21 protein-coding genes are annotated in these 19,723 nt (G+C 73.7%); 10 read left to right on the top strand and 11 right to left on the bottom strand.

The genetic code is table 11. From position 1 onward, the window contains the following. The first annotated feature begins 7 nt into the window (after nucleotides 1-7). On the top strand, nucleotides 8-619 hold the full coding sequence (locus tag ACFQO7_RS00330; protein ID WP_376804417.1) for a nucleoside/nucleotide kinase family protein: 612 nt from the start codon (nucleotides 8-10) through the stop codon (nucleotides 617-619). 52 nt (nucleotides 620-671) lie between these two features. Next, nucleotides 672-1,301 carry a transcriptional repressor LexA gene (lexA, locus tag ACFQO7_RS00325; protein ID WP_376804416.1) on the top strand — a complete coding sequence of 210 codons (630 nt, stop codon included), beginning with the start codon at nucleotides 672-674 and terminating at the stop codon, nucleotides 1,299-1,301. On the opposite strand, the gene ACFQO7_RS00320 is transcribed toward lexA, so the two are convergent. Beyond that, on the bottom strand, nucleotides 1,302-2,096 hold the full coding sequence (locus tag ACFQO7_RS00320; RefSeq protein ID WP_376804415.1) for an SHOCT domain-containing protein: 795 nt from the start codon (nucleotides 2,094-2,096) through the stop codon (nucleotides 1,302-1,304). A gap of 95 nt (nucleotides 2,097-2,191) precedes the next feature. Here ACFQO7_RS00320 and ACFQO7_RS00315 point away from each other — a divergent pair, with 95 nt between their 5' ends. Then, nucleotides 2,192-3,307, top strand: coding sequence for a hypothetical protein (locus ACFQO7_RS00315; protein ID WP_376804414.1), 1,116 nt, complete (start codon nucleotides 2,192-2,194; stop codon nucleotides 3,305-3,307). Nucleotides 3,308-3,399: 92 nt separating this feature from the next. Here the strand turns inward: ACFQO7_RS00315 and ACFQO7_RS00310 are convergent, their stop codons facing one another. Then, the gene (locus ACFQO7_RS00310; protein ID WP_376804413.1) at nucleotides 3,400-4,386 is read right to left on the bottom strand and encodes an ROK family protein; all 987 of its coding nucleotides are present in this window, start codon (nucleotides 4,384-4,386) and stop codon (nucleotides 3,400-3,402) included. Nucleotides 4,387-4,532: 146 nt separating this feature from the next. On the opposite strand from ACFQO7_RS00310, the gene ACFQO7_RS00305 reads away from it, so the two are divergent. After that, a complete protein-coding gene (locus ACFQO7_RS00305; RefSeq protein ID WP_376804696.1) occupies nucleotides 4,533-5,522 on the top strand; it encodes a LacI family DNA-binding transcriptional regulator in 990 nt (329 codons plus the stop codon). Nucleotides 5,523-5,672: 150 nt separating this feature from the next. Here ACFQO7_RS00305 and ACFQO7_RS00300 read toward each other — a convergent pair whose 3' ends face one another. Together ACFQO7_RS00300 and ACFQO7_RS00295 are read right to left on the bottom strand one after the other, a co-directional pair. Next, on the bottom strand, nucleotides 5,673-6,941 hold the full coding sequence (locus ACFQO7_RS00300; protein WP_376804412.1) for a Clp protease N-terminal domain-containing protein: 1,269 nt from the start codon (nucleotides 6,939-6,941) through the stop codon (nucleotides 5,673-5,675). Nucleotides 6,942-7,058: 117 nt separating this feature from the next. After that, complete coding sequence (locus tag ACFQO7_RS00295) at nucleotides 7,059-7,862, bottom strand: SGNH/GDSL hydrolase family protein (protein ID WP_376804411.1); 804 nt, start codon at nucleotides 7,860-7,862, stop codon at nucleotides 7,059-7,061. A 295-nt stretch (nucleotides 7,863-8,157) separates the two neighbouring features. Between ACFQO7_RS00295 and ACFQO7_RS00290 the strand changes: the two genes are divergently transcribed. Continuing rightward, nucleotides 8,158-8,499, top strand: a complete 342-nt coding sequence (locus ACFQO7_RS00290) for a cupin domain-containing protein (protein ID WP_376804410.1) — start codon at nucleotides 8,158-8,160, stop codon at nucleotides 8,497-8,499. A 72-nt stretch (nucleotides 8,500-8,571) separates the two neighbouring features. After that, nucleotides 8,572-9,195, top strand: coding sequence for a hypothetical protein (locus ACFQO7_RS00285; protein ID WP_376804409.1), 624 nt, complete (start codon nucleotides 8,572-8,574; stop codon nucleotides 9,193-9,195). On the opposite strand, the gene ACFQO7_RS00280 is transcribed toward ACFQO7_RS00285, so the two are convergent. After that, on the bottom strand, nucleotides 9,192-11,537 hold the full coding sequence (locus ACFQO7_RS00280; RefSeq protein WP_376804408.1) for a hypothetical protein: 2,346 nt from the start codon (nucleotides 11,535-11,537) through the stop codon (nucleotides 9,192-9,194). The two genes, ACFQO7_RS00285 and ACFQO7_RS00280, sit on opposite strands and share 4 nt — an antisense overlap. Before the next feature lie 111 nt (nucleotides 11,538-11,648). Here ACFQO7_RS00280 and ACFQO7_RS00275 point away from each other — a divergent pair, with 111 nt between their 5' ends. Together ACFQO7_RS00275 and ACFQO7_RS00270 are read left to right on the top strand one after the other, a co-directional pair. After that, nucleotides 11,649-12,584 (top strand): nucleoside hydrolase, encoded by a 936-nt coding sequence (locus tag ACFQO7_RS00275; protein WP_376804407.1) that lies wholly within the window; start codon nucleotides 11,649-11,651, stop codon nucleotides 12,582-12,584. Between the two features lie 29 nt (nucleotides 12,585-12,613). Continuing rightward, entirely contained in the window at nucleotides 12,614-12,799 is a 186-nt protein-coding gene (locus ACFQO7_RS00270) for a hypothetical protein (RefSeq protein ID WP_376804406.1), read from the top strand. A 3-nt stretch (nucleotides 12,800-12,802) separates the two neighbouring features. On the opposite strand, the gene ACFQO7_RS00265 is transcribed toward ACFQO7_RS00270, so the two are convergent. Next, nucleotides 12,803-13,831, bottom strand: coding sequence for a DNA polymerase IV (locus tag ACFQO7_RS00265; protein ID WP_376804405.1), 1,029 nt, complete (start codon nucleotides 13,829-13,831; stop codon nucleotides 12,803-12,805). 78 nt (nucleotides 13,832-13,909) lie between these two features. On the opposite strand from ACFQO7_RS00265, the gene ACFQO7_RS00260 reads away from it, so the two are divergent. Together ACFQO7_RS00260 and ACFQO7_RS00255 are read left to right on the top strand one after the other, a co-directional pair. Then, nucleotides 13,910-14,134 carry a hypothetical protein gene (locus tag ACFQO7_RS00260; RefSeq protein WP_376804404.1) on the top strand — a complete coding sequence of 75 codons (225 nt, stop codon included), beginning with the start codon at nucleotides 13,910-13,912 and terminating at the stop codon, nucleotides 14,132-14,134. Between the two features lie 124 nt (nucleotides 14,135-14,258). Continuing rightward, nucleotides 14,259-14,987, top strand: a complete 729-nt coding sequence (locus ACFQO7_RS00255; RefSeq protein ID WP_376804403.1) for a hypothetical protein — start codon at nucleotides 14,259-14,261, stop codon at nucleotides 14,985-14,987. 10 nt (nucleotides 14,988-14,997) lie between these two features. Here the strand turns inward: ACFQO7_RS00255 and ACFQO7_RS00250 are convergent, their stop codons facing one another. The 5 genes from ACFQO7_RS00250 to ACFQO7_RS00230 form a co-directional block, all read right to left on the bottom strand. Then, nucleotides 14,998-16,254 (bottom strand): MFS transporter, encoded by a 1,257-nt coding sequence (locus ACFQO7_RS00250; RefSeq protein ID WP_376804402.1) that lies wholly within the window; start codon nucleotides 16,252-16,254, stop codon nucleotides 14,998-15,000. A 72-nt stretch (nucleotides 16,255-16,326) separates the two neighbouring features. After that, complete coding sequence (locus ACFQO7_RS00245) at nucleotides 16,327-16,989, bottom strand: hypothetical protein (RefSeq protein ID WP_376804401.1); 663 nt, start codon at nucleotides 16,987-16,989, stop codon at nucleotides 16,327-16,329. A 50-nt stretch (nucleotides 16,990-17,039) separates the two neighbouring features. Continuing rightward, nucleotides 17,040-17,996 carry a phosphotransferase family protein gene (locus tag ACFQO7_RS00240; protein ID WP_376804400.1) on the bottom strand — a complete coding sequence of 319 codons (957 nt, stop codon included), beginning with the start codon at nucleotides 17,994-17,996 and terminating at the stop codon, nucleotides 17,040-17,042. 265 nt (nucleotides 17,997-18,261) lie between these two features. After that, the gene (locus ACFQO7_RS00235; RefSeq protein ID WP_376804399.1) at nucleotides 18,262-18,996 is read right to left on the bottom strand and encodes a GNAT family N-acetyltransferase; all 735 of its coding nucleotides are present in this window, start codon (nucleotides 18,994-18,996) and stop codon (nucleotides 18,262-18,264) included. 9 nt (nucleotides 18,997-19,005) lie between these two features. Next, nucleotides 19,006-19,671: a DUF3159 domain-containing protein gene (locus ACFQO7_RS00230; RefSeq protein ID WP_376804398.1), complete on the bottom strand. Its 666-nt coding sequence runs from the start codon at nucleotides 19,669-19,671 to the stop codon at nucleotides 19,006-19,008. Nucleotides 19,672-19,723: the final 52 nt, after the last annotated feature.

Genomic DNA, 19,723 nt, shown 5'->3' with positions numbered 1-19,723 from the left:
GGCCGTGATGCTCACGACGCTGCTCGACGAGGTGGCCCGGCTGCGCGCGACCCGGCCGGGCCGGTTGCTGGTCGGCATCGCCGGCGCGCCCGGCGCCGGCAAGTCCACCCTGGCCTTGGAGCTGGCCGCGAAACTCGGCCACGCCGTGGTCGTGCCGATGGACGGGTTCCACCTGGCCAACGTCGAGCTGCGGCGGCTCGGCCGGACCGACCGCAAGGGCGCGCCGGACACCTTCGACGCGGCCGGCTACACCGCGCTGCTGCGCCGCCTGCGCGAGGCGACCGGCGAGACGGTGTACGCGCCGACGTTCGACCACGTCCTCAACGAGCCCGTCGCCGGGTCGATCCCCGTCCCGCCGGACGTCGAGGTCGTCGTCACCGAGGGCAACTACCTGCTGCTGGACACCCCGCCGTGGGACCGCGTGCGGCAGCTGCTCGACCTCGCCGTCTACCTGTCCGCCGACGACGGCCCGCGGGTCGAGGGCCTGCTCGCCCGCCAGCACGCCAAGGGCCTCGACCCCGCCGCCGCCCACGACTGGGTGCACCGCAGCGACGAGGCCAACGCCCGCGTCGTCAAGGCCACCGCGCACCGCGCCGACCTCCACCTCCACCGCCCCTGACGCCTCGGCTCGCTTTGCGGCTTTTGAGGGGATGTTCCGTTAGCCTGCCAGGGTGCAGACGAAGCTCAGTGAGCGGCAGCGGCGCATCCTGGAGGTGATCCAGGATGGCGTGACCAGCCGCGGTTACCCGCCCACGCTGCGGGAGATCGGCCGGGCGGTGGGCCTGGCCGCGTCCTCGTCGGTCGCGTACCACCTGCGTGAGCTGGAGGAGAAGGGCCTGCTGCGACGCGACCGGGGCCGGCCGCGGGCGCTGAGCGTGCGCCTGCCGCTCGACGACGACGGCATCCCGCAGCAGCGCGGGGCGGCCACCGTGCAGGTGCCGTTGCTCGGCACGATCGCCGCCGGCGGGCCGATCCTGGCCGAGGAGTCCCTGGAGGAGACGCTGACGCTGTCGCGCGACCTGGTCGGCCACGGCACCCTGTTCTCGCTGCGGGTGCGCGGCGACTCGATGGTCGACGCGGCGATCTGCGACGGCGACGTGGTGGTGATCCGGCAGCAGCCGACCGCGCACAGCGGGGAGATCGTCGCGGCGATGATCGACGGCGAGGCGACCGTGAAGGTGTACCGGGTCAGCCGCGGGCACGTGGAGCTGGTGCCGTGTAACCCGGCGTACGACCCCATCCCCGGCGACGACGCCGTCGTGCTGGGCAAGGTGGTGGCGGTCGTACGCCGGGTGCGGTGATCAGCTTTCGAAGCGGGCGCGCTCGGCGGCGTACTGCTCGTCGGTCAGCTCGCCCCGCTCGCGGCGGCGCTCCAGCGTGGCCAGTGCCTCCGCGCGCTGCTCGAAGGTGAGCGAGGCCTGCGGCGCGGCCGGGACCTGCTGGGCGGGGTAGCCGGGGGCGGGGTGGCCGGCCGGGTAGGCGTACGGGACGGGCGCGAAGCGGGGGGCACGGCGGAAGTAGGCGTTGGCCGGCGGCAGGGCCAGCAGCACCGCGGCGGCGATCAGGGCCAGCATGCCGAAGCCGAACAGCGCCAAGCTGCTGTAGAAGTACCAATCCGGGTAGCCCTGCGGCAGCCGCTGGGCGAACGTGTGGATGCCCGAGCTGTCGCGGCTGTACGCGGTCAGGTAGCCGATGCTGCTGAACGCGGGCGTGCCCGCCGAGCCGAGCCCGCACACGTTGCACAGCAGGGCGAATCCGACGGCGATCCAGGTGAGGATGCGCCCGACGAACGCGCCCCGGCCGACCGCCAGCGCGAGCAGCACCACTACGGCGGCCGCGACGACGCCGAACCCCGCCGACACCACCGGCAGCGCACCCGCGAGCCCACCGATGAAGTCCCAGGCCCGGGGATCGACCCCGGAGTCCGTCATGGCCTCCCGCACCCGGGCGGGGTACTCCCCGGAGCCCGCCATGATCATGACGGCGTCGATCAGGTAGGCGGCGGCCACGGCGATCAGCAGCCACATCGCCGCGGTCACCCCGGCCGGGCGTTGCTTCGTCGTGGGCGCAGGGTGGGGCGCGGCGGCGTCGGTCATCTTGTTCCTCCCGTGGACAGGGCTGCGAGGTTAGCAGTCACCCACCAACCGGGACGACCTGCCGCCAGGTCGCATCCATTGTGTTAACTGTCGGAATGCGTGCCTGGGAGGACGAGTACGCCGAGTTCGCCACCGCGCTGGCCCCGGCGCTGCGGCGGCAGGCGCGCCAGCGGTGCGGCGACTGGGCGGTGGCCGAGGAGCTGGTGCGGCGCACCCTGCTGCGGCTGTACCGGCGCTGGCCGGCGCTGGGCTACGAGCCGCCTGAGGCGTACGCCCAACGCCACCTGCTGCGGGCACTGCGCCGGCACAAGCCCGGAGTGCCCGCCGAAGGCCCCGAGCCGCCGCTGGGCCTGGCCACGGCCGAGCTGGTCGGCGCCGGACGGCGGCTGCGCCGCCGCGACCTCGCGGTCAGCGCCCTGCTCACGGTCGCGCTGGCGGTGGGTGTCGGGTTCGCGGTGATCATGCTGCGGCCCGATCCCGGGGGCACGCCGCCGCCCGAGGAGGTCGACTGCATGGCCGGGGTCCCCGGGCCGACACCCCTGCCGTCGTCGACCCGCTCGCCGGTGCCGCCCGCGCCGCCGCAGGCCGGAGGCCGGGCCGGGGTGGACCGGTTCGCGGTGCTGTCCGGCGCGATGCCGCTGGCCCAGGCCGAGCCGGTGACCGCCGACGCGGCGCTGACCGAGCGCTACGCCTGCCTGATGGCCGAGCTGATCCTCACCCGGGTCAACCCGCTCGGCCTGCGCCGCAACGACCTGGGCCTGGCCGACGGCGGGGACACCCGCGAGCTGGCCCCGCTACCCGACCCGGCGCTCGCGCCCGGCGCGCTCACGGTGAGCCTGCAACTGGTCAACGGCAACGGCTACGGCACCCTGACCATCTCGGCCGCGCCCACCACCTACGTGCCCGACCTGGGCCACTGCGAGCGCCTGACCTGGTGCGGCTTCAGCGCCGAACTCGACAGCGGCGCGATCCTGGAGCAGTACGGCGTGCGCGAGCAGCCCGAGGACCGCCGTGCCGGCTTCGCCCTCGGCCCCGACGCCCAGCTCTGGACCGTCCTCGTCTACACCGGCCACACCCTGGTCATGGTCACCATCACCAACACCCCCGACCCCTTCGCCGCCCAACCCTCCAGCCAGCGCAACCCCGCCCTCGGCATGTCCGTCACCCAATTCGCCGCCGACCCCCGCCTAGCTCTCTTCGACCCACCCTGACCCGCGCCGAGCCAGCGCCGAGGCGCGCTGAGGCGCGTTGATCATGAACTTATGGCACGGCTCGACGGTGTGTCGCTGCCATAACTTCATGATCAACGCATGGGGGGCGTGGGCTCCTGGCCGGGCCAGTAGGGGTGGGGGGAGTGGATGAGGGCGGCGGCGCCGATCAGGCCGGCGTTGTCGGCGAGCTGGGCCGAGGTCACCGTGATGTGCTGGAGGAAGCCGAGGCGGCCGAAGCGGGCCAGGCCCTCCTTGAGCGGGGGGAAGAGCAGGTCGGCGGCGTTGGCGACGCCGCCGCCGATCACCACCTGGTCCAGGTCGCACATCGCGGCGGCCGAGACGATGCCCGCCGCCAGGGCGTCCGCGGCACGGGTGAACGCGCGCAGCGCCACCGGATCGCCGGAGCGCGCGGCGTCGGCCAGGTCGCGGGCGGTGCCGTCGCCGGTGGGCCGCCAGCCTTCGCGCAGCGCGTACCGGACCATGCTGGGTCCACTGGCGATCGCCTCCACGCAGCCGCGCCCGCCGCACGGGCAGTCGTCCCCGTCGAGGTCGACGACCATGTGGCCGACGTGCCCGGCGTTGCCGGACGCGCCGGTGAAGGGCCGCCCGCCGTGGACGAGCCCGCCGCCGACGCCGGTCGACACCACGAGCACCAGCAGGTCGTCGTGCCCGCGGCCCGCCCCGCGCCAGTGCTCGCCGATCGCCGCGCACACCCCGTCGCCGGCCAGCCGCACCGGCACGCCGGGCACCTGCGCGGCGAGCCGGTCGACCAGCGGGAAGCCCCGCCAGGCGGTGATGTTGACCGGGCTCACCGTGGCCCCGGCCAGGTCGAACGGTCCGGCGGTGCTCGTGCCGACCCCGACCACGGGCCGGTTTCCGGCTTCCTCGAGCAGGCCGTCGAGCATCGCCGACAACCCGGCCCACACCTGCTCGCCCGCGTCCGGGCCCGGCAGCGGGCGTGGCGTGGGGATGCGGTCGGCGGCCAGCACGGTCCCGTCGGCGTCGACGAGTCCGGCGGCCATCTTGGTGCCGCCGATGTCGACGGCGAGGGCGAGCGGTCCGGCAGCGTGGTGCGGCATGGGGGGCTCCTGGATCTCGGGGCGTTGGAAGAGATTATGACAACGTTGTCCGACCGTCGCCGCCCCGCCCTCGGCGACCGGGTACCGTTCCTGCCGTGACGAGCGAGCACAGCGAAGCCCCGGCCCGGGCCGGCCGCCGCCCCACCATGGTCGACGTGGCCCGGCTGGCCGGAGTCAGCCTCAAGACCGTGTCCCGGGTCGTCAACGGCGAACCGCACGTGCAGCGCGCCATGGCCGACCGGGTGCTCGCCGCCGTCGCCGAACTCGGCTTCCAGCGCAACCACATGGCCAGCGCGCTGCGCGCGGGCCGGGCCAGCGCCACCATCGGCCTGATCATCGAGGAGCTGGCGAACCCGTTCTACTCCACCATCGCCCACGTGACCGCCGAGATGGCCCGCGAGCGCGACACCCTGCTGCTGTCGGCGTCGTCGGAGGAGGACCCCGTACGCGAGGAGCGGCTGCTGCGCGACCTGTGCTCGCGTCGCGTCGACGGGCTGCTGGTGGTGCCCGCCGGCTGCGACCACTCGTTCCTCAACTCGCAGGTCGAGATGGGCATCCCGGTGGTGTTCCTGGACCGTCCCGGCACCAACATCGAGGCCGACGCGGTGCTGCTGGACAACCGCGGCGGCGCGCGCAACGGCGTACGCCGGCTCGTCGCCGAGGGCCACCGCCGCATCGGGGTGCTGCTCGACTCGGTCGACGTGCACACCATGCGCGAGCGCCTCGCCGGAGCGCAGGACGCCCTCGCCGACGCGGGGATCGACTACGACGGCGCACTGGTGCGCGGTGGCGTACGCGACCCGGGCACCGCCGCGTCCGCCGTCGCCGACATGCTGACCCAGCCGAACCCGCCGACCGCGTTCCTGGCCCTGAACAACCGCATCACCGTCGGCGCGGTCCAGGAGCTGTGGCGGCGGGGCAGCGACGCCGCCCTGGTCGGCTTCGACGACTTCGAACTGTCGCACCTGATGCCGCGGCCGCTGACCGTCATCGGGTACGACACCCGTGAACTGGCCCGGCGCGCCACCCAGCTGCTGTTCGCCCGCATCGACGGCGACCGGTCGCGGCCCCGCACCGTCGTGCTCCCCACCGAACTGCTGGACCGCGGCCTGACCCCGCCCCGCACCCCCCGCTGACCGCCCCGGCCCGAAGGAAGGGCACCTTCACATCGCCATACGTTGTGCAAGGGCACCTTGCCATCCTTGCGGAGCGGGCGGGGCAGGTCAGGGGTCCTGCGTCAGGCCCGAGGGCGCCGCGGCCGGCGGGCCGCGAGATGTCGGCGGCCGTCAGCCAGGCGTGGCGGGTTCGGTCGCCGGTGCCGCCGCGGCGGCGCGGGCCAGTCTGGCCGCCGCGAGGCGCAGCGGCGGGCGGCCGAGCCGGCGGCACCACAGCCGCCACCGGCTGAACAGCCCGGACCGGACGTCCGCGAGCTGTCGGGACTCGTCGAGCCACGCCTGGGTCGCGTCCGCCCCGACCCAGCGGGCGGCCGCCGCATCGCAGGCGAACTCGGCGTACCAGCGGCTCACGACGTGCTGTGCCAGGCCGCCGATCAGCGCGATGGCCAGTGCCGGGGCGTTCATGGCGACCAACCCGCAGGCGCACAGCAGCAGCCACAACGAGGTGCCGACCGTCCGGATCACGCGGTCGTTGCGCACCAGGTGGGCCGCCTCGTGGGCGAGCATGAACGGCAGGTACGGCTGGGCCGCGGTGGAGGTGGTCACGCCGAGCCAGCTCCGCGTGTCGGTGCGCAGGCTGAACCCGTGCCAGTCGGTCGAGGCGCGCATCCGCACCTGGACGTCGCGCATGCCGTGGGCGGCCAGCATCGCGGCGAGCGGCACGGGCAGGTGCACCGGCGGTGGAGCCGGCACCGAGGTGCGGACGAGGCTGCGCGGGCTGGGGCCGATGAGCAGCGTGCCGAGGCCGATCGCGACGACGGCCAGGAGCAGCATGCTGCCCGCGGCGGCCCAGCCGGCGTCCGGCCAGGCGACGGCCGTCGTCACGAGGGCCAGCACGGCATACCAGGTCAGCGTGGCGGCAAGGCGCAGGCCGAGACGGCGAGGTATCGACATCGACGCGTCGAAGGGCAGGGGTGCCGACGGCAGTGGCTCCTCCGCGGCGTCGTCGTCGCCGGACTTCGCGAGCAGCGCGGCCCGCAGCGCCGCCGGTGTTGCGCCCGCCGCGGTCAGCGTCCTGCCGCCGACGCCGTCCGGCCGACTGGCGACTGCCAGCAGCAGGTGAACCGTGGTCAGCTCGTTGTCCTGGCGGCTCAACGCCTCGCGTAGGGCCAGCTCCAGCAGCAGCTTGACTTCGCTGGTGAAGGGCAGATGGCGGATCGGGTGGTCGCCGGGAACCGCTGGGCGCAGGGCGAGGTACGCCTCGCGCAGTGCCTTGGTGTCGGCCTGCTCGGTCAGCACCGACGCGGCCACCGAGCCCTCGGCGCCGAGCAGCCCGAACAGCAGGTGTCCACTGTCGATCGTGTCGTGGCCGAACGACAGCGCCACGGACTGTGCGGTGACGATCGCCCGGCGGGACTGTGCGGTGAGCCACTCGAACATGATCTCCCTCTCCGGTCCGGGATCATGCCACGACCGCGCTGCTCACGTGGTCCCGCGCGATGGGAAGGGCACCTTCTGCAACGCGGAGCGTGAAGAAGGTGCCCTTCCTTTGCTTTTTCAGGCGGCGGCGGTGCGGAAGACGGGGTAGTAGCCGCCGGAGTGGCCGGTCGCCATGGGGTGGTAGGAGATGCCCAGGCTGGCGAAGTTGAGGGCGTGCAGCCACTTGTCGCCGCTGCAGAGCTGGTGCCCGACGAAGATGGAGCGCACGTCGGCGAAGACGAAGCCGTGCCGGCCGGCGGCGGCCTTGGTGAGGTCGTCCACCAGGTTGATGCCTTCGTTGATCTTCGCGTGGGACGTGGCGCTGAGGCCGATGCAGGTGGTGCCGAGCTGGTAGAAGACCGGGTAGCCGAGGACCACGACGCGGGCGTTGGGGGCGCGGGAGCGGATCGCGTTGTACACGTTGTCGAGCAGGCCGGGCAGGGACGCGCGGGCCTTGTCCTCGGCGGTCTGCACGGCGGCGACGCACTGCGTGGTGCCGTAGAGGGCGCAGGTCCGCATGATGTCGGCGAAGCCGACGTCGTTGCCGCCGACGGAGATGCTGACCAGTGTGGTGGTGCTGCTCAGGGCGGACAGCTGGGAGCTGGTGACGCTGGTGGTGGTCGCGCCGGAGCAGGCGACGAAGGCGTACGACGCGGGGACGTTGGCGGCGGCCCACAGGGCCGGGTAGGCCTTGGTGCTGCGCTGGCAGGAGCCGCTTTCGGAGGTGTAGCTGCCGGCGCCGACGCCGGAGGAGTAGGAGTCGCCGAGGGCGACGTAGCGGACGGTGGAAGCGGCCTGGGCGGGGGTGGCTACCAGGGCGACCAGCACGGTGAAGGCGGTGGCGAGGCTCGCCGTGAAGGTCAGCAGGCGCGATCGGGTCAAGTCGTCCTCCGGGTCAGGGGCGATCGATCGCATATAGATATCAGTTGAACCACCGCTTGTGAAGATCTCAATTCGCAAGTGTTGCAAGATGTTTCGGGGGTCTGGCGTAATGCGGGACGGTCCCCTACATTGGATCCGTTTGCCCTGGTGGTACGGCCATCCGAGGCTGATCGCGGGCTGCGCGCGGTGCGGTGCTGGAGATCGGTCGGCGACCCGCATGGCGCTTCGCGGCGTACGTCGGCCGTCAACTTCTTGCAGGGCGCGACGGGCGCGACGGATGGTTAGGCTGACCGGCATGCAGATCATCGAAGGGGCGGGACGGTGGACGCCGCCGCCGGCCGGTACGGCCAACGACTGGGTGGAGCACCTGAAGACGCCGGACCTGTCCGTGGGCACGTACTGCATCCCGGCGGGCGGGGTCGACGACCAGAGCCCGCACACCGAGGACGAGGTCTACGTGGTCACCGCGGGCCGCGCCCGGATCGTGACGCCGGACGGCGAGGCGGCGGTCGGCCCCGGTGCGGTGATCTTCGTGGCGGCCGGTGAGGAGCACCGGTTCGTCGACGTCACCGAGGATCTGGCCCTGCTGGTGTTCTTCGGCCCGGCCTACGGTTCACGCGGCGGCGTCGCGGGCTGAGGCGAGGGGGCGGCGTCGCTTGCTCCCACCTGATGTACTGCGCGCATGTCTCGGGGGAGCAGGATTTTCACCATGGTGCTCGTGGCGGTCATCGCGGCCGCCGGTTACGGCGGCTACCGCTGGTGGCACGAGCGGCCGCCGTACGGGCCGGAGGTGATGGCGTTCACCGCCACGGCAGAGCAGTTGCCGTCCGGCGACGGGCGGGAGCTTCAGCACCACGGTCATACGATTTTCGTCCGTAAGGACGAGATGGCCATCAGCGGGAGCATCACCTGGCGGCCGCCGGCGGGGCGCGGTTCCGACTGGGACGAAGACGGCTGGTTCATGATCTTCGTGGTGGACAAGCGCGTCGACCTCATGCCACCGAGAGTCTGGGGCACCTCCCCGAGCGGGCTTGAGGTGGTGTCCGGTGGCGACGGCGTGCAGAACCGGATCGCGGAGAAGTATCCGTGGCTGCGGGGCGCGGGCGACATCCAGATCGATGAGAACACGTGGCGCGACGGCGGAATGACCCTGGCGACGACGCCCGCCGCCGGCGGGGTCGACTTCATCGCCATGTTCCCGCCGATCCCGGTCGGCGATCCGGCGCGGCGGTTCGTGGCCGCCGCCCCGATCGCCCTGTCCGACATCATGATCGCCGTCGCGTTCGTCGGCCCCGACCGGCAGGTCTACTGGGCCGAGCGGGTGTACGGCTAGATCCCCACCTCGGTCTCGGTCACCGGCGGGCCGGGCTGCACGGGCACCCGGGGTCCGGCGGCCAGCGCCGCGGCCAGCTCGTCGACCTCGCGCCACACCGCCGGGTCGTCCCAGTAGCCGGTGTGCCGCCGGGCCAGCGGCAGCGGCTGGCCGTAGATGTACCAGCAGGTCTCCGGGTCAGGCAGCAGCACGTCCACGGTGGACGCCGGCTGGGCGGCCAGCGCCGCACCGCCGATGTAGTCGGTGTCGTAGTGGAAGTTGCGCCACGCGAGCAGCCGCGGCTCCAGCGAGCGCAGCACGCTGTCGGTGAAGTACGCCGGGAAGGCCCACCCGTACAGCGTGCGCAGCGGCGAGCCGAAGGTGACCAGCGCGTACTGGCCGTCGGTGGGCAGGTTGTCGCGTTGCAGCAGGGCCGCCGCGGCGATGACGCTGCCCTGGCTGTGTGCCGCGACGACGGCCTTGCCGCCGTTGCTGTGCAGCCGCCACAGTCGCCGCTGCACCTCGGGCACGGCCCGCTCGGCGTACGACGGCGGTGCGAGCGGGTGGAACGCGCGCGGCCAGAACGTGCACACGTCCCAGATGACGCCGATGCGGCGGCGGCTGGCCAGGTTGGTCCAGCCCCGGCGCAGCAGCAGCACGACCAGGAGCGGCAGCGCCGCGGTGAGGTAGCTGCCCGCGGTGACCGTCCACTGGGTGCCCCACGGGAGCTGGTGGAAGACCCAGTAGCGGATCTGGATCGCGATCAGCAGGACCACGCCGACCACCGCCATCGCGGTGAGCAGGCGGTCGATGTGGCGCGGCATCTTGGCGACCACCCGCGCCCGCACCACGCTCGCGATCCAGCGCCGCTGCCCGGCCGCGTTGTCGTACCAGTCGGGTTCGCCGTCGGGCTGCGGGTAGCGGTCGACGGCGTAGTACTTCTCGGCGGTCGCGCGGGCCTTGCGGCTCGCGCCGGCGCGCCAGTACGCGACCAGCTCGAAGAGGCCGAACAGCACGATCAGGGCCAGCGGCACCAGGGTCAGGTACTGGTGCAGCGTGGTGATGATCGGGTAGACGTACAGCTCGCCGGGCTCGGCCGGGAACACCGGCACCAGCGACAGCGAGTTGACCTCGCCGAACAGGTCGGTGATCCGCAGCATCGCGCCCAGCATCACCGCGTTGAGCAGCGCGATGCTGACCGCGAGCACCACGAACGGCCCGAAGATGAAGAAGATGCCCCGCTTCCAGCCGCCCAGCAGCGTGGACACCAGCGTCAGGCCCAGCGCCCCGAAGATGCCGCCGAAGGCGAAGTTGATGGTCCACCGCATGTTCGGCAGGTAGCCCCACGGCTTGCCCATCTCGGGCTGGGCCAGCAGGAACACGGCCGCGGCGAGCAGCGCGCCGACGGCCAGGGCGATCAGCAGCCCGGCCGCCCAGCGGCGGCACTCGTCGAGCGCGGTCACCACCAGCGCGCCGAGCACGGCCGCGCCGCCGAGGCCGATCGTGGCCAGCAGCGCCCACCGGGTCTCCATCGGCGGCAGGTCTCCGGCGTAGAACATGCCGTGGCCGGTGTAGCCCAGGGCCAGGGCGATGAAGGCCAGCGCGGCGGCGATGTGCGCGCAGCCCAGGTCGAACGCGCTGCGGCGGCCGTCCCAGAAGGTGCGGTCGGCCAGGGTCAACTTCGGCTGGGCGGCGCTGGTCGCGGCCCGCGGCGGCTTGTGGCCCACCTGGTACGGCGGGTCCACCTCCTCGTACCGGTTGATGCTGCGCACGGTCAGCACCGCCAGGAACGCCACGAACAGCACCGGCACCAGCGCGCCGATCAGCACCCGCCGCCCGGCGTACTCGGCCAGCAGCGGGCTGCGCAGCCAGCTCAGCAGCCAGTTGTCCCCGGCGCAGTCGTCGCGACCGCCGCACTGGTAGGCCAGCAGCTCCATGGTGCCCATCGCCATGATCAGCACCACGTTCACGGTGATGCCGAGCGAGGCCCAGCGCACGAACGTGCGGTGCAGCCGGAACCGCCAGCCGGAGCCGTGGGTCTTCGGCGTGCACATCCACCCGGCCAGGTTGGCCATCGCGAACGGCAGCAGCAGCAGCCACAGCACCCGCGAGCCGCTGCGGGACGTGAGGCCGCCCCACGAGTACGCCTCGACGTGGCGGGTGGGCAGGTCGGCGGTGCGGTAGAAGCCGGCGATGCGGTCGCCGGAGACCTGCTGCGGGGCGAGGTCGCCGAGCAGATCCTCCGCGGTGGTGCCGCCGACGCCGTGCAGGCGCAGCTCGGTCACCCCGGACAGGTCGACAGGGGGCGGGATGAGGCCGGACGGGCGGTCCACCGGCGCGGCGTCGTAGCGGGGCACGGGCATGGGGACACCTTGTTGCGGGGCAACGGGTCTGGCAACCGTCCGAATCGGCATACCGGGCGTCGCGAGCGCGACAGGGCGGCAGCCGATCACCCGATGGGGGAGGATGGCGGCATGGCACGCGCTGTGATGATCGACTGCGATCCGGGGATCGACGACATGATGGCCCTGCTCACCATCTGCGCCAGCCCCGAACTCGACCTGCGCGGTGTCAGCAGCGTCGGCGGCAACGTCGGCATCGAGCTGACCACCCGCAACGCCCGATCCGTGCTGGCCCTGGCCGGGCGCGGCGACGTCCCGGTCGCCGCGGGCGCGGCCCGCTCGCTGGTACGCAGACCCGCCGGCGACAAGGACGGCGCGCACGGCGACGGCGGGCTCGGCGGCATCGTGCTCCCCGAACCCCCGGGAAGCGCCGACGCCCGGCCCGCGGCCGAGTTCCTCGCCGCCACGGTGGCCGCCGCGTCCGATCCGGTCACCCTGTTCGCGGTCGGGCCGCTGACCAACGTCGCCCTGTTCTACGCGCTGCACCCGCAGGTGGCGGCCCGGCTCGAACGGCTGGTGGTGATGGGCGGGGCGATCGGGGCGGGCAACATGACCCCCGCGGCCGAGTTCAACGTGTGGTTCGACCCGGAGGCCGCGCACCGGGTGCTGACCGACCCCGGCGTGTCCGTGCCGACCACCCTGGTGCCGCTGGACGTGACCCGCCGCACCGGCCTGGTCGACGCCGACCTGGCCATGCTCGCGAAGTCCGGGCCGATCGGCGCGCTCACCGCGCGGGCGCTGGGCGGTTACCGGCACGGCCTCGGCGCGGTCACCCCGGTGCACGACGCGGTCGCAGTGCTCGCGCTGCTGCGTCCCGAGCTGATGACGACCCGGGCCGCCCGGATCCACGTCGATGCCGGCTACGGCCCCAGCAGGGGAAACACCGTAGTGGACTTCGGTTCGGACACCGGTGACGGGCCGGTGGTCGAGGTGGTCGTCGACGCCGACGTACGCGCGGTGGCCGACGCGCTGCTCGATCGGGTGACCAGCCTCGACCAGCAGGTTTAGCGACGGTCCCGGTGCGGTAGCCGGGGGTCATGGACGAGGAGCGCACCACTTCACGAGCCGAGAAGCTGCTGCCCGAGGAGTTGGCCGTCGGCAGCGACGATCCGCAGGCTCAGGCGGAGGCGATCCTGGCCGAGTCGGACATCCGCACCCTGCGCGCCCAGCGCGGCCCCGACCTGTACGCCGAGCGCCGCACCTCGGAAGAGGCCGCCGAGTAGGCGTCATTCCGTCGCGGCGAACTCGGCCCGGACCCCGAGCAGGCGGACCGCGCGGTCCTGGCCGAACTCGGCGAGCGCTGCGAGGGCGGCGCGCTCGACGGTGGCCGGGTCGGTCGTGGGGGCGTCGAGCCTGTGGCCGTGGGTGCGCGTGGTGAACGGGACGTAGCGCACCTTCACCACCACCCGCCCCACCGCGCGGTCCTGCGCCACCACCGCGTCGGCGACCTGCGCGGCCAGCGCCAGCACCTCCCGGCGTACGTCGGCCCAGTCGTCGAGGTCGGTCTGGAACGTCGTCTCCTTGCTCAGCGAACGCGCGACGTAGGGCGCTCCGGTGACCGGGGTGTCGTCCTCGCCGTGCGCGAGCCGTACCAGCCACGGGCCGGTGGCCGGGCCGAACGCCGCGGCCAGCTCCTGCGGGTCGGCGGCGGCCAGCTCGGCGACGGTGTGCAGGCCGTGCGCGGCCAGCCGCTTCGCCGTCTTCGCGCCGACACCCCACAGCGCGTCGGTGGGCCGGCCGCCCACCACCTCGGCCCAGTTCGACCGGGTGAGCCGGAACACCCCGGCGGGTTTGCCGAAACCGGTGGCGAGCTTGGCGCGCAGCCGGTTGTCGCCGATGCCGACGGTGCAGTCGAGGCCGGTGGCCGTCCGCACCCGCCGCTGCACGTCGCGCGCGGCGGCCTCCGGGTCGTCGGTGTCCAGGGCGAGGAACGCCTCGTCCCAGCCGAGCACCTCCACCACCGCGCCGGTCTCCCGCACCGCCGACATGACCAGCGCCGACGCCTGCTCGTACGCGGCGAAGTCGACCGGCAGGAACACCGCGTCCGGGCACTTGCGGGCGGCGACCCGCAACGGTTGGCCGGAGTGCACTCCGTAGGCGCGGGCCTCGTACGAGGCGGTGCTGACCACGCCGCGTTTGGCCGGGTCGCCGTCGCCGCCGACCACCACCGGCCGCCCGTGCAGCTCGGGTCGGCGCAGCACCTCGACCGCGGCCACGAACTGGTCCAGGTCCACGTGCAGCACCCAGCCGGTCACCGTCCCATCGTCACCCGGAGCCGCTGCCGACCAGGGCGAACCGGCGGATAATGGAGGAAGGCATGATCATGGGGGTGGGTGTTGTCCCCGTCCGACGGCCGGACCCGACCGGCCCTGGCGTTGGGAGTCGCGGCGCTGTGCGCGGCGGCGCTGCTGCAGACCGGCGCGGCCCCGACCGGTCTGTCCGACGCGCGGCCGTGGCCGCCGCCGAGACCCGCTGTCGCGCAGGACGCGACGCTGGACCGGCCGTGGCCGTCGCCGAAGCCCGCTGAGCCCGGTGCGCAGCTGTCCGGCCTGCTCTGACGCCACGACGCGGGCGTGCGCACCCCGGGTGTACGCACGCGGTCCAGATCGTGTTCTGGTGCTACCGGTGATCCATGTTGGATACTGGCCAGCACCCAGATGATCTCCGATGGCAAGGCGTCACATGCCGCGACCGAAGGCCGCCGAATCCGACCGAGCACTACTCCGACTCGTGATCGACCTGGGCGACGCGCCAACGTCGCCGGAACTGATCGAAGCCGTACGCGCGCTGACCCACGTCTACGAGATCGGCATGCTCGCCGAAGCCGCCCGGTCCGGCTCGCGCTTCCGGGACGACGCGCTGACCCTGCTGCGGATCAGCGAGCGGGCCTGGGACGCGCCCGACCACGTCGGCACGGACGGCGACGCCGATCAGGAGCGGCTGCGCGACCTGGCCTGGCAGCGCTACGAGGACTCCGCCAACGCGATCGTCTGGGCTGTTCCGCTGTGCGTGGCGACGATGACACTGGACGGGCTGCTCGACCTGACGCTCACCCACGCCGCCGAGGAGCCGCCGTGGATCGGCTACGGCGACGCCGCGCTAGCGGGGGTGGGCGCGGCGGTGCGGGAGATCCAGGCCTTCGCGTCGTTCGTCGAGCGGCACCGGGCGTACCCGCCGCGGCAGGCCGCCCGGGACCGGGCTGAGTTCGCCCGTCCGGCCCGGCAGCCCGAACCCGACCCGGGCCTGCGCCGCGAGCAGGACGGATTCCTGCGCCGGCTGGCCTCCGACGGCTTCTTCCACCCCTTCGGCAGGCAGACCGCCCGGCTCATCGCGCTCGAGGACCTCGACAAACTGGAGCGCTCACTGGCTTACCTCAGCCGCCGCCGGGTTCGTCTCCACGACGGCGACTGATCGCCTGGCGTCATGACGCCGCGCCCGCCCCGGTGGCGGAGGGTGCCGCGCTCTGGCGGGAAACGGCGGCGGGGGAGGGCGCCGTGCCGGGGCGGGTGAGCAGCGGCGTGGCGCCCAGCAGGGTGAGAGCCGCGGCGACGCCGAGGACCAGCCGGTGGTCGAGCAGTTCGACCGCGCCCGCGCCGAGCGCGATGGTCAGCGCCGTCGGCGCGAAGACCACGGTGTTCGCGGTCGCGGCGACCCGTCCGATCAGCTCCGCGGGGGTATGCCGCTGCACGGCCGTCATCGCGGCGATGACCGTCCACGGCAGACCGACCCCGATCAGCACCCGGGCCAGGGCCACGACCGGGGTGGACGGCACGCACTGCAGCGCCAGGCCCAGGGCGGACAGCGCAGCGCCCCACCACGCCGCGGCGGACTCACCTCGGCGGTCCAGGACCCGCCCGCACAGCAGCCCGCCCGCCACCGACCCGGCTCCCTGCGCGGCGGCCAGCACTCCGGCGAACTCGGGCGCCCGCCCCAGATCCCCCACGATGACCAGGTACGCCGCCGCGTTGGACAGCCCGGACATCGCCACCGCCGCCGCACCGGTCACGACGAGGCCGCGCAGCGCGGCATGCCGCCACAGGAAGCCGATGCCCGCTCGGGTGTCCCGCAGTAGCGAGCCCCGGCCGCGCGTGGTGGCGGGCAGCGGACCGGGCCGGACCGCCGCGTAGCAGCCGGCGGCCAGCCCGAGCGCCAGCGCGGCCAGCCCGGCCACGGACGGGCCGCCGTACAGCGTGAACAGTGCCGCCCCGGCCGGCGGCGCGACGAGCTTCACGCCCTCCTGCACGCTCATCCGCAGGCTGTTCACGCCGCCCAGCCGGTCGGCGGGCACCGCCGCCTGCAGGATCGCGGCCTCGCCCGCGTCGAGCAGCACGAACGTGACCCCGTAGCCGAGCATCACCGCGAAGATCAGCCAGGTCTGGCCGGGTCCCCGTACGGCGAGCAGGGTGAGCAGTAGCGCGGCCATGGCCACGCTCGCCGTCACGAGCAGCCGCTGCCGGGGCAGCCGGTCGACCAGGGCTCCCAGCACGGGCCCGGCCAGCGACGGCAGGTAGACGCACAGCCCGCACAGCGCGGCGAGGCTCGCAGAACCGGTCAGCGTGAGCACCCACACCGATGCGGCCAGCGACATCGCCGTGCTGCCGAACCCCGAGGTGAGGGTCACCCCGAGGAACAGCCGTGCATTGCGGTCGCCGAGCACCGCTCCCCAACTGCCGCCCATGCCAGTCCTCCCTGAAAGTTGAGCCGGAGTGGCTCATCATGGGCAGGGCGGCCGGACCTGTCAATGTGGACGTCAGCGGACGCGGGCCCCTCCCGCGGCACCCGGAGCGGCGTCCCGGTATGCCTGGCGCAGCCGGGCCACGGCGACCCGCAGCAGCACCGGGCGGCCGTCCAGGTCGACCGCGGCGAGGTCGCTCACGGCGTGCTCCACCAGCGAATACAGCGCTCCCGCCGGAGCTTCGGCCGCCGCGGCGAGGCCTGCCCGCGTCAGGGCGGCGCGGGGCTGGACGCCGTCCCAGGATGGGTCCGCGGCCATCTCTGCGGCCGCGTCGCGCGCTGCGGAACGCAACTCGGCGACCGGTGCGATGTCAACGCAGTGTTGACACTCATGTGCGGCGGCCGCCTGCTCGCCCAGCCGGGTCGCGCGCTGCTCGGCGGCCTGGCGGGAGCGCAGGCCGAGCGCCGACGCGACCCGCGCCCAGCTCACCCCGCGGCGGCGGGCCGCGGTCAGCAGGTCCCGTTCCGCGTGGTCGATCGCGGCGCGCAGCTCGCGCAGGTCCGACAGCGCGCCGACGATCTGCTCCGGGTCGCCGCCCGTGGCCGCCAGCACGCGGCGGTGCAGGTCCAGCCCTAGCGTGCCGTGGTGGTGGCAGCGCGGCCCGCTACCCGGCCGGCCGGCGGAGGGGGCCGTGCCGGGACGGTGCGGCTCTTCGGCGGTGGAGCGGGAAGGGGTCACGCGGCAATGGTCAAGGCGGGCCGACCTGATGTCAACAGCGCGTTGACGAGTCAGCGGGCCAGCCGCTCGACCTCCTCGGTCAGCAGGCGGGCCAGGCCGGTCTGCCGCCATCCGTCGGTGATGCCCCGGCTGGGGACCTCGACGGTCATGAGCAGGTAGAGGTAGAGGCGGTACAGCGCGAGGCGGCGCCGGGCGGGGGCGTCGAACACCACCGGCGTGCCGGTCGCGGCGGCGTAGCCGCGGACGAACGGGTGCTCGGGCTCGTCCTCGGCGCGGCGCAGCAGTAGCGGCGACACGAAGTCGACGAGCGGGTCGCCGTACAGGTAGCGCTCGCCGTCGACCAGGCCGGTGAGCCGGCCGCCCGCGGCGAGCACGTTGCCGTCCCACAGGTCGAAGTGGACCAGCGCGGGCCGGTCGACCTCGTCCAGCTCGGGACTGTCCGTGACGGCCGCGCGGATCGTGTCCGCGTCGACCGGCAGGGCCACCTGCCAGGTCACCGCGTCGGCGAGCATCGCCTCGACCATCGCCGTGAACGCCGCACGCCACGTGGCCGCGTGCGGCCGTGGACCGGGGTAGCCGAAGTGGCCGCCGGTGACCGTGTGCACCCGGGCCACGGCGCGGCCGAGCTGCTCGCGTACCGCGTCATGGTCTTCGCCTCGGGCGGCGCTGAGCGGAACCCCGGGCAGGAACGTGGTGATCAGCCAGCCGTCGCCGTGGTGCAGCACCCGCGGCGTCGGCACGTCCGGGACCCGGTCGGCCACCAGCCGGAAGTAGTCCGCCTCGCAGGCGATCATGCCGTGCTCGTAGGTGAGCAGCGGCACCTCGGGGGACGGGCCGACCTTGAGCACGACGTCGCGGCCGTCGGACAGGCGCACCCGCCACACCGCGGCGAACCCGCCGCCGGACAGTTCCGCGGCGTCGGTGACGGCCGGGCCGGACCCGAAGGCCGCCCGCACCTTCGCCGTGACGCCGGCCAGGTCGAGTTCCGGCTGCGTGGGGCTGCGCATCCGCGAGATTCTGCCACGGCCGCCGCCCCGCTGTAGGCCTGGTGAAGCCGCTGGTGGAACGTCGAGCCGACCAGCGCGTTGCGCAACGCGCGTGCCGGGCCGGGCCGCCGTCCGGAGTGACTGCCGACGGCGGACCAGAGCGACCAGCGCAGTCGGCTCGCCGTCCACAAAGCCCAGTGAAGCACTGTATGCGGTACCGCGCATACATCCGTATGGCTGGTATATGAACTTCGTGTTATTGATCGGTGGCGCTGAGTAGCCAGGGTCAGCGGTGCCGGACCCACACGTTGGGCTCGGCGTACACGCCGGTGTCGGCCTCGCGGTCGACGCGCAGGATGCTCAGCCCGTCGGGGATGACGTAGTCGCCCGACTCGGGCAGCGCCAGCCCGGTCCAGCTCTCCCAGTCGGCGACCGAACCGGTGATGACCTGCGAGCGGGGCGCGGCGGCCAGCACCTGCGCCCCCATGCGGACGTGGGTGCGCAGCCACGGGTCCTGCGGCAGCCCGTCGGGCCGGGTCCACGCCTGGTAGCGCTCGATCGGCGTGAGCGGGTAGCGGGCCTTGCGCGTCGGCCGGACCGGGCAGATAACCCGGCTGCGGCCGCGCGTCGCGGCGTCCTCGCAGAGCGCCGCGAGCAGCCGCGCCGCCAGCCCGGCGCCCTGCCGGTCGGGGTGCACCTGCGCGGCGAGCACGGCGTGCGTGTCCGGTGTGCTCCCGGCGTCGTACGCGGCCAGGGCACGCGCGAGACTGTCGTTGTATCCGGCGGGCAGGTCGGACACCTCGCCGTTCCAGCACAGCGGCACCGCCCAGCCCGCCGCCACCGGCTCGTCGCCGTCCAGCAGCACCAGCTCCAGGTCGCCGAACAGCTCGCGGATCCGTCCGATGTGCCGCTTGGTCTCCGGGTCGTGGAAGATGAACTCCGGCCAGCCGCCGCCGAACAGCCGCTCCAGTTGCTCCTGCTGGCGGGGGCGGGCGTGCATGGGCTCCGCGGTGAGATTCACCGGCAGAGGTTAGACCTTGGCCGGCGTGGTGTCGATCACGGGATGGCGCAGCCCGCGGTGGCCAGCCGGCAGCGACTTGCGCATCACGTACCAGCTGACGGCCAGGCACGCCGCGACCACCGGCCAGGTCAGCGCGATCGTGGCGACCGTCAGCGCCTCGGCCTGCCCCGCCCAGAACAGCGGCAGCCACACCGCGAGCCGCACGACGTACTGCAGCACCCAGATCCAGCTGGCCCGGCTGTACGCGCGCAGCAGCGCCGGGTCGCGCCGCCAGGTGCCCCGCTGGCCCAGCACGCCGCCGACGACCACGCCGAGTAGCGGCCACCGCAGCACGATGCTGACCGCCCAGGCCAGCGCGCTGGCGGCGTTGGTGGCGATGCGGATCAGGAAGAACGCCTCCGGGCGGTCGGTGTACAGCGCGATCAGCGCCGCGACGACCACGCCGAGCAGGCCGATCAGCACCGCGCCGAGCTTGTCGCCGCGCAGCAGCCGCCACACCCCGATCGCCGCGGTGACCGCGACCGCCGCGCCCACGCCCCACTCGATCGACCGGCCGCCGGCCACGAAGGCGATGCCGAACGCCAGCGGGCCCAGCGTGGCGTCGAGGGCGGCACGACGTCCGCCGAGCAGCTCGGCGAAGGTCTCACCGGCGGGGTCGGGCCGGGTGGCGGTCACGTGATCTCCAGCGGTCGTCGGGTTAGGTGAGCCTAGCCTGTCCGGCATCGGC

This window comes from Catellatospora aurea, assembly GCF_042663325.1.
Taxonomy (GTDB): domain Bacteria; phylum Actinomycetota; class Actinomycetes; order Mycobacteriales; family Micromonosporaceae; genus Catellatospora; species Catellatospora aurea.
The sequence above is the reverse complement of the archived record's forward strand: the minus strand, read 5'-3'. Positions and strand labels throughout refer to the sequence as shown.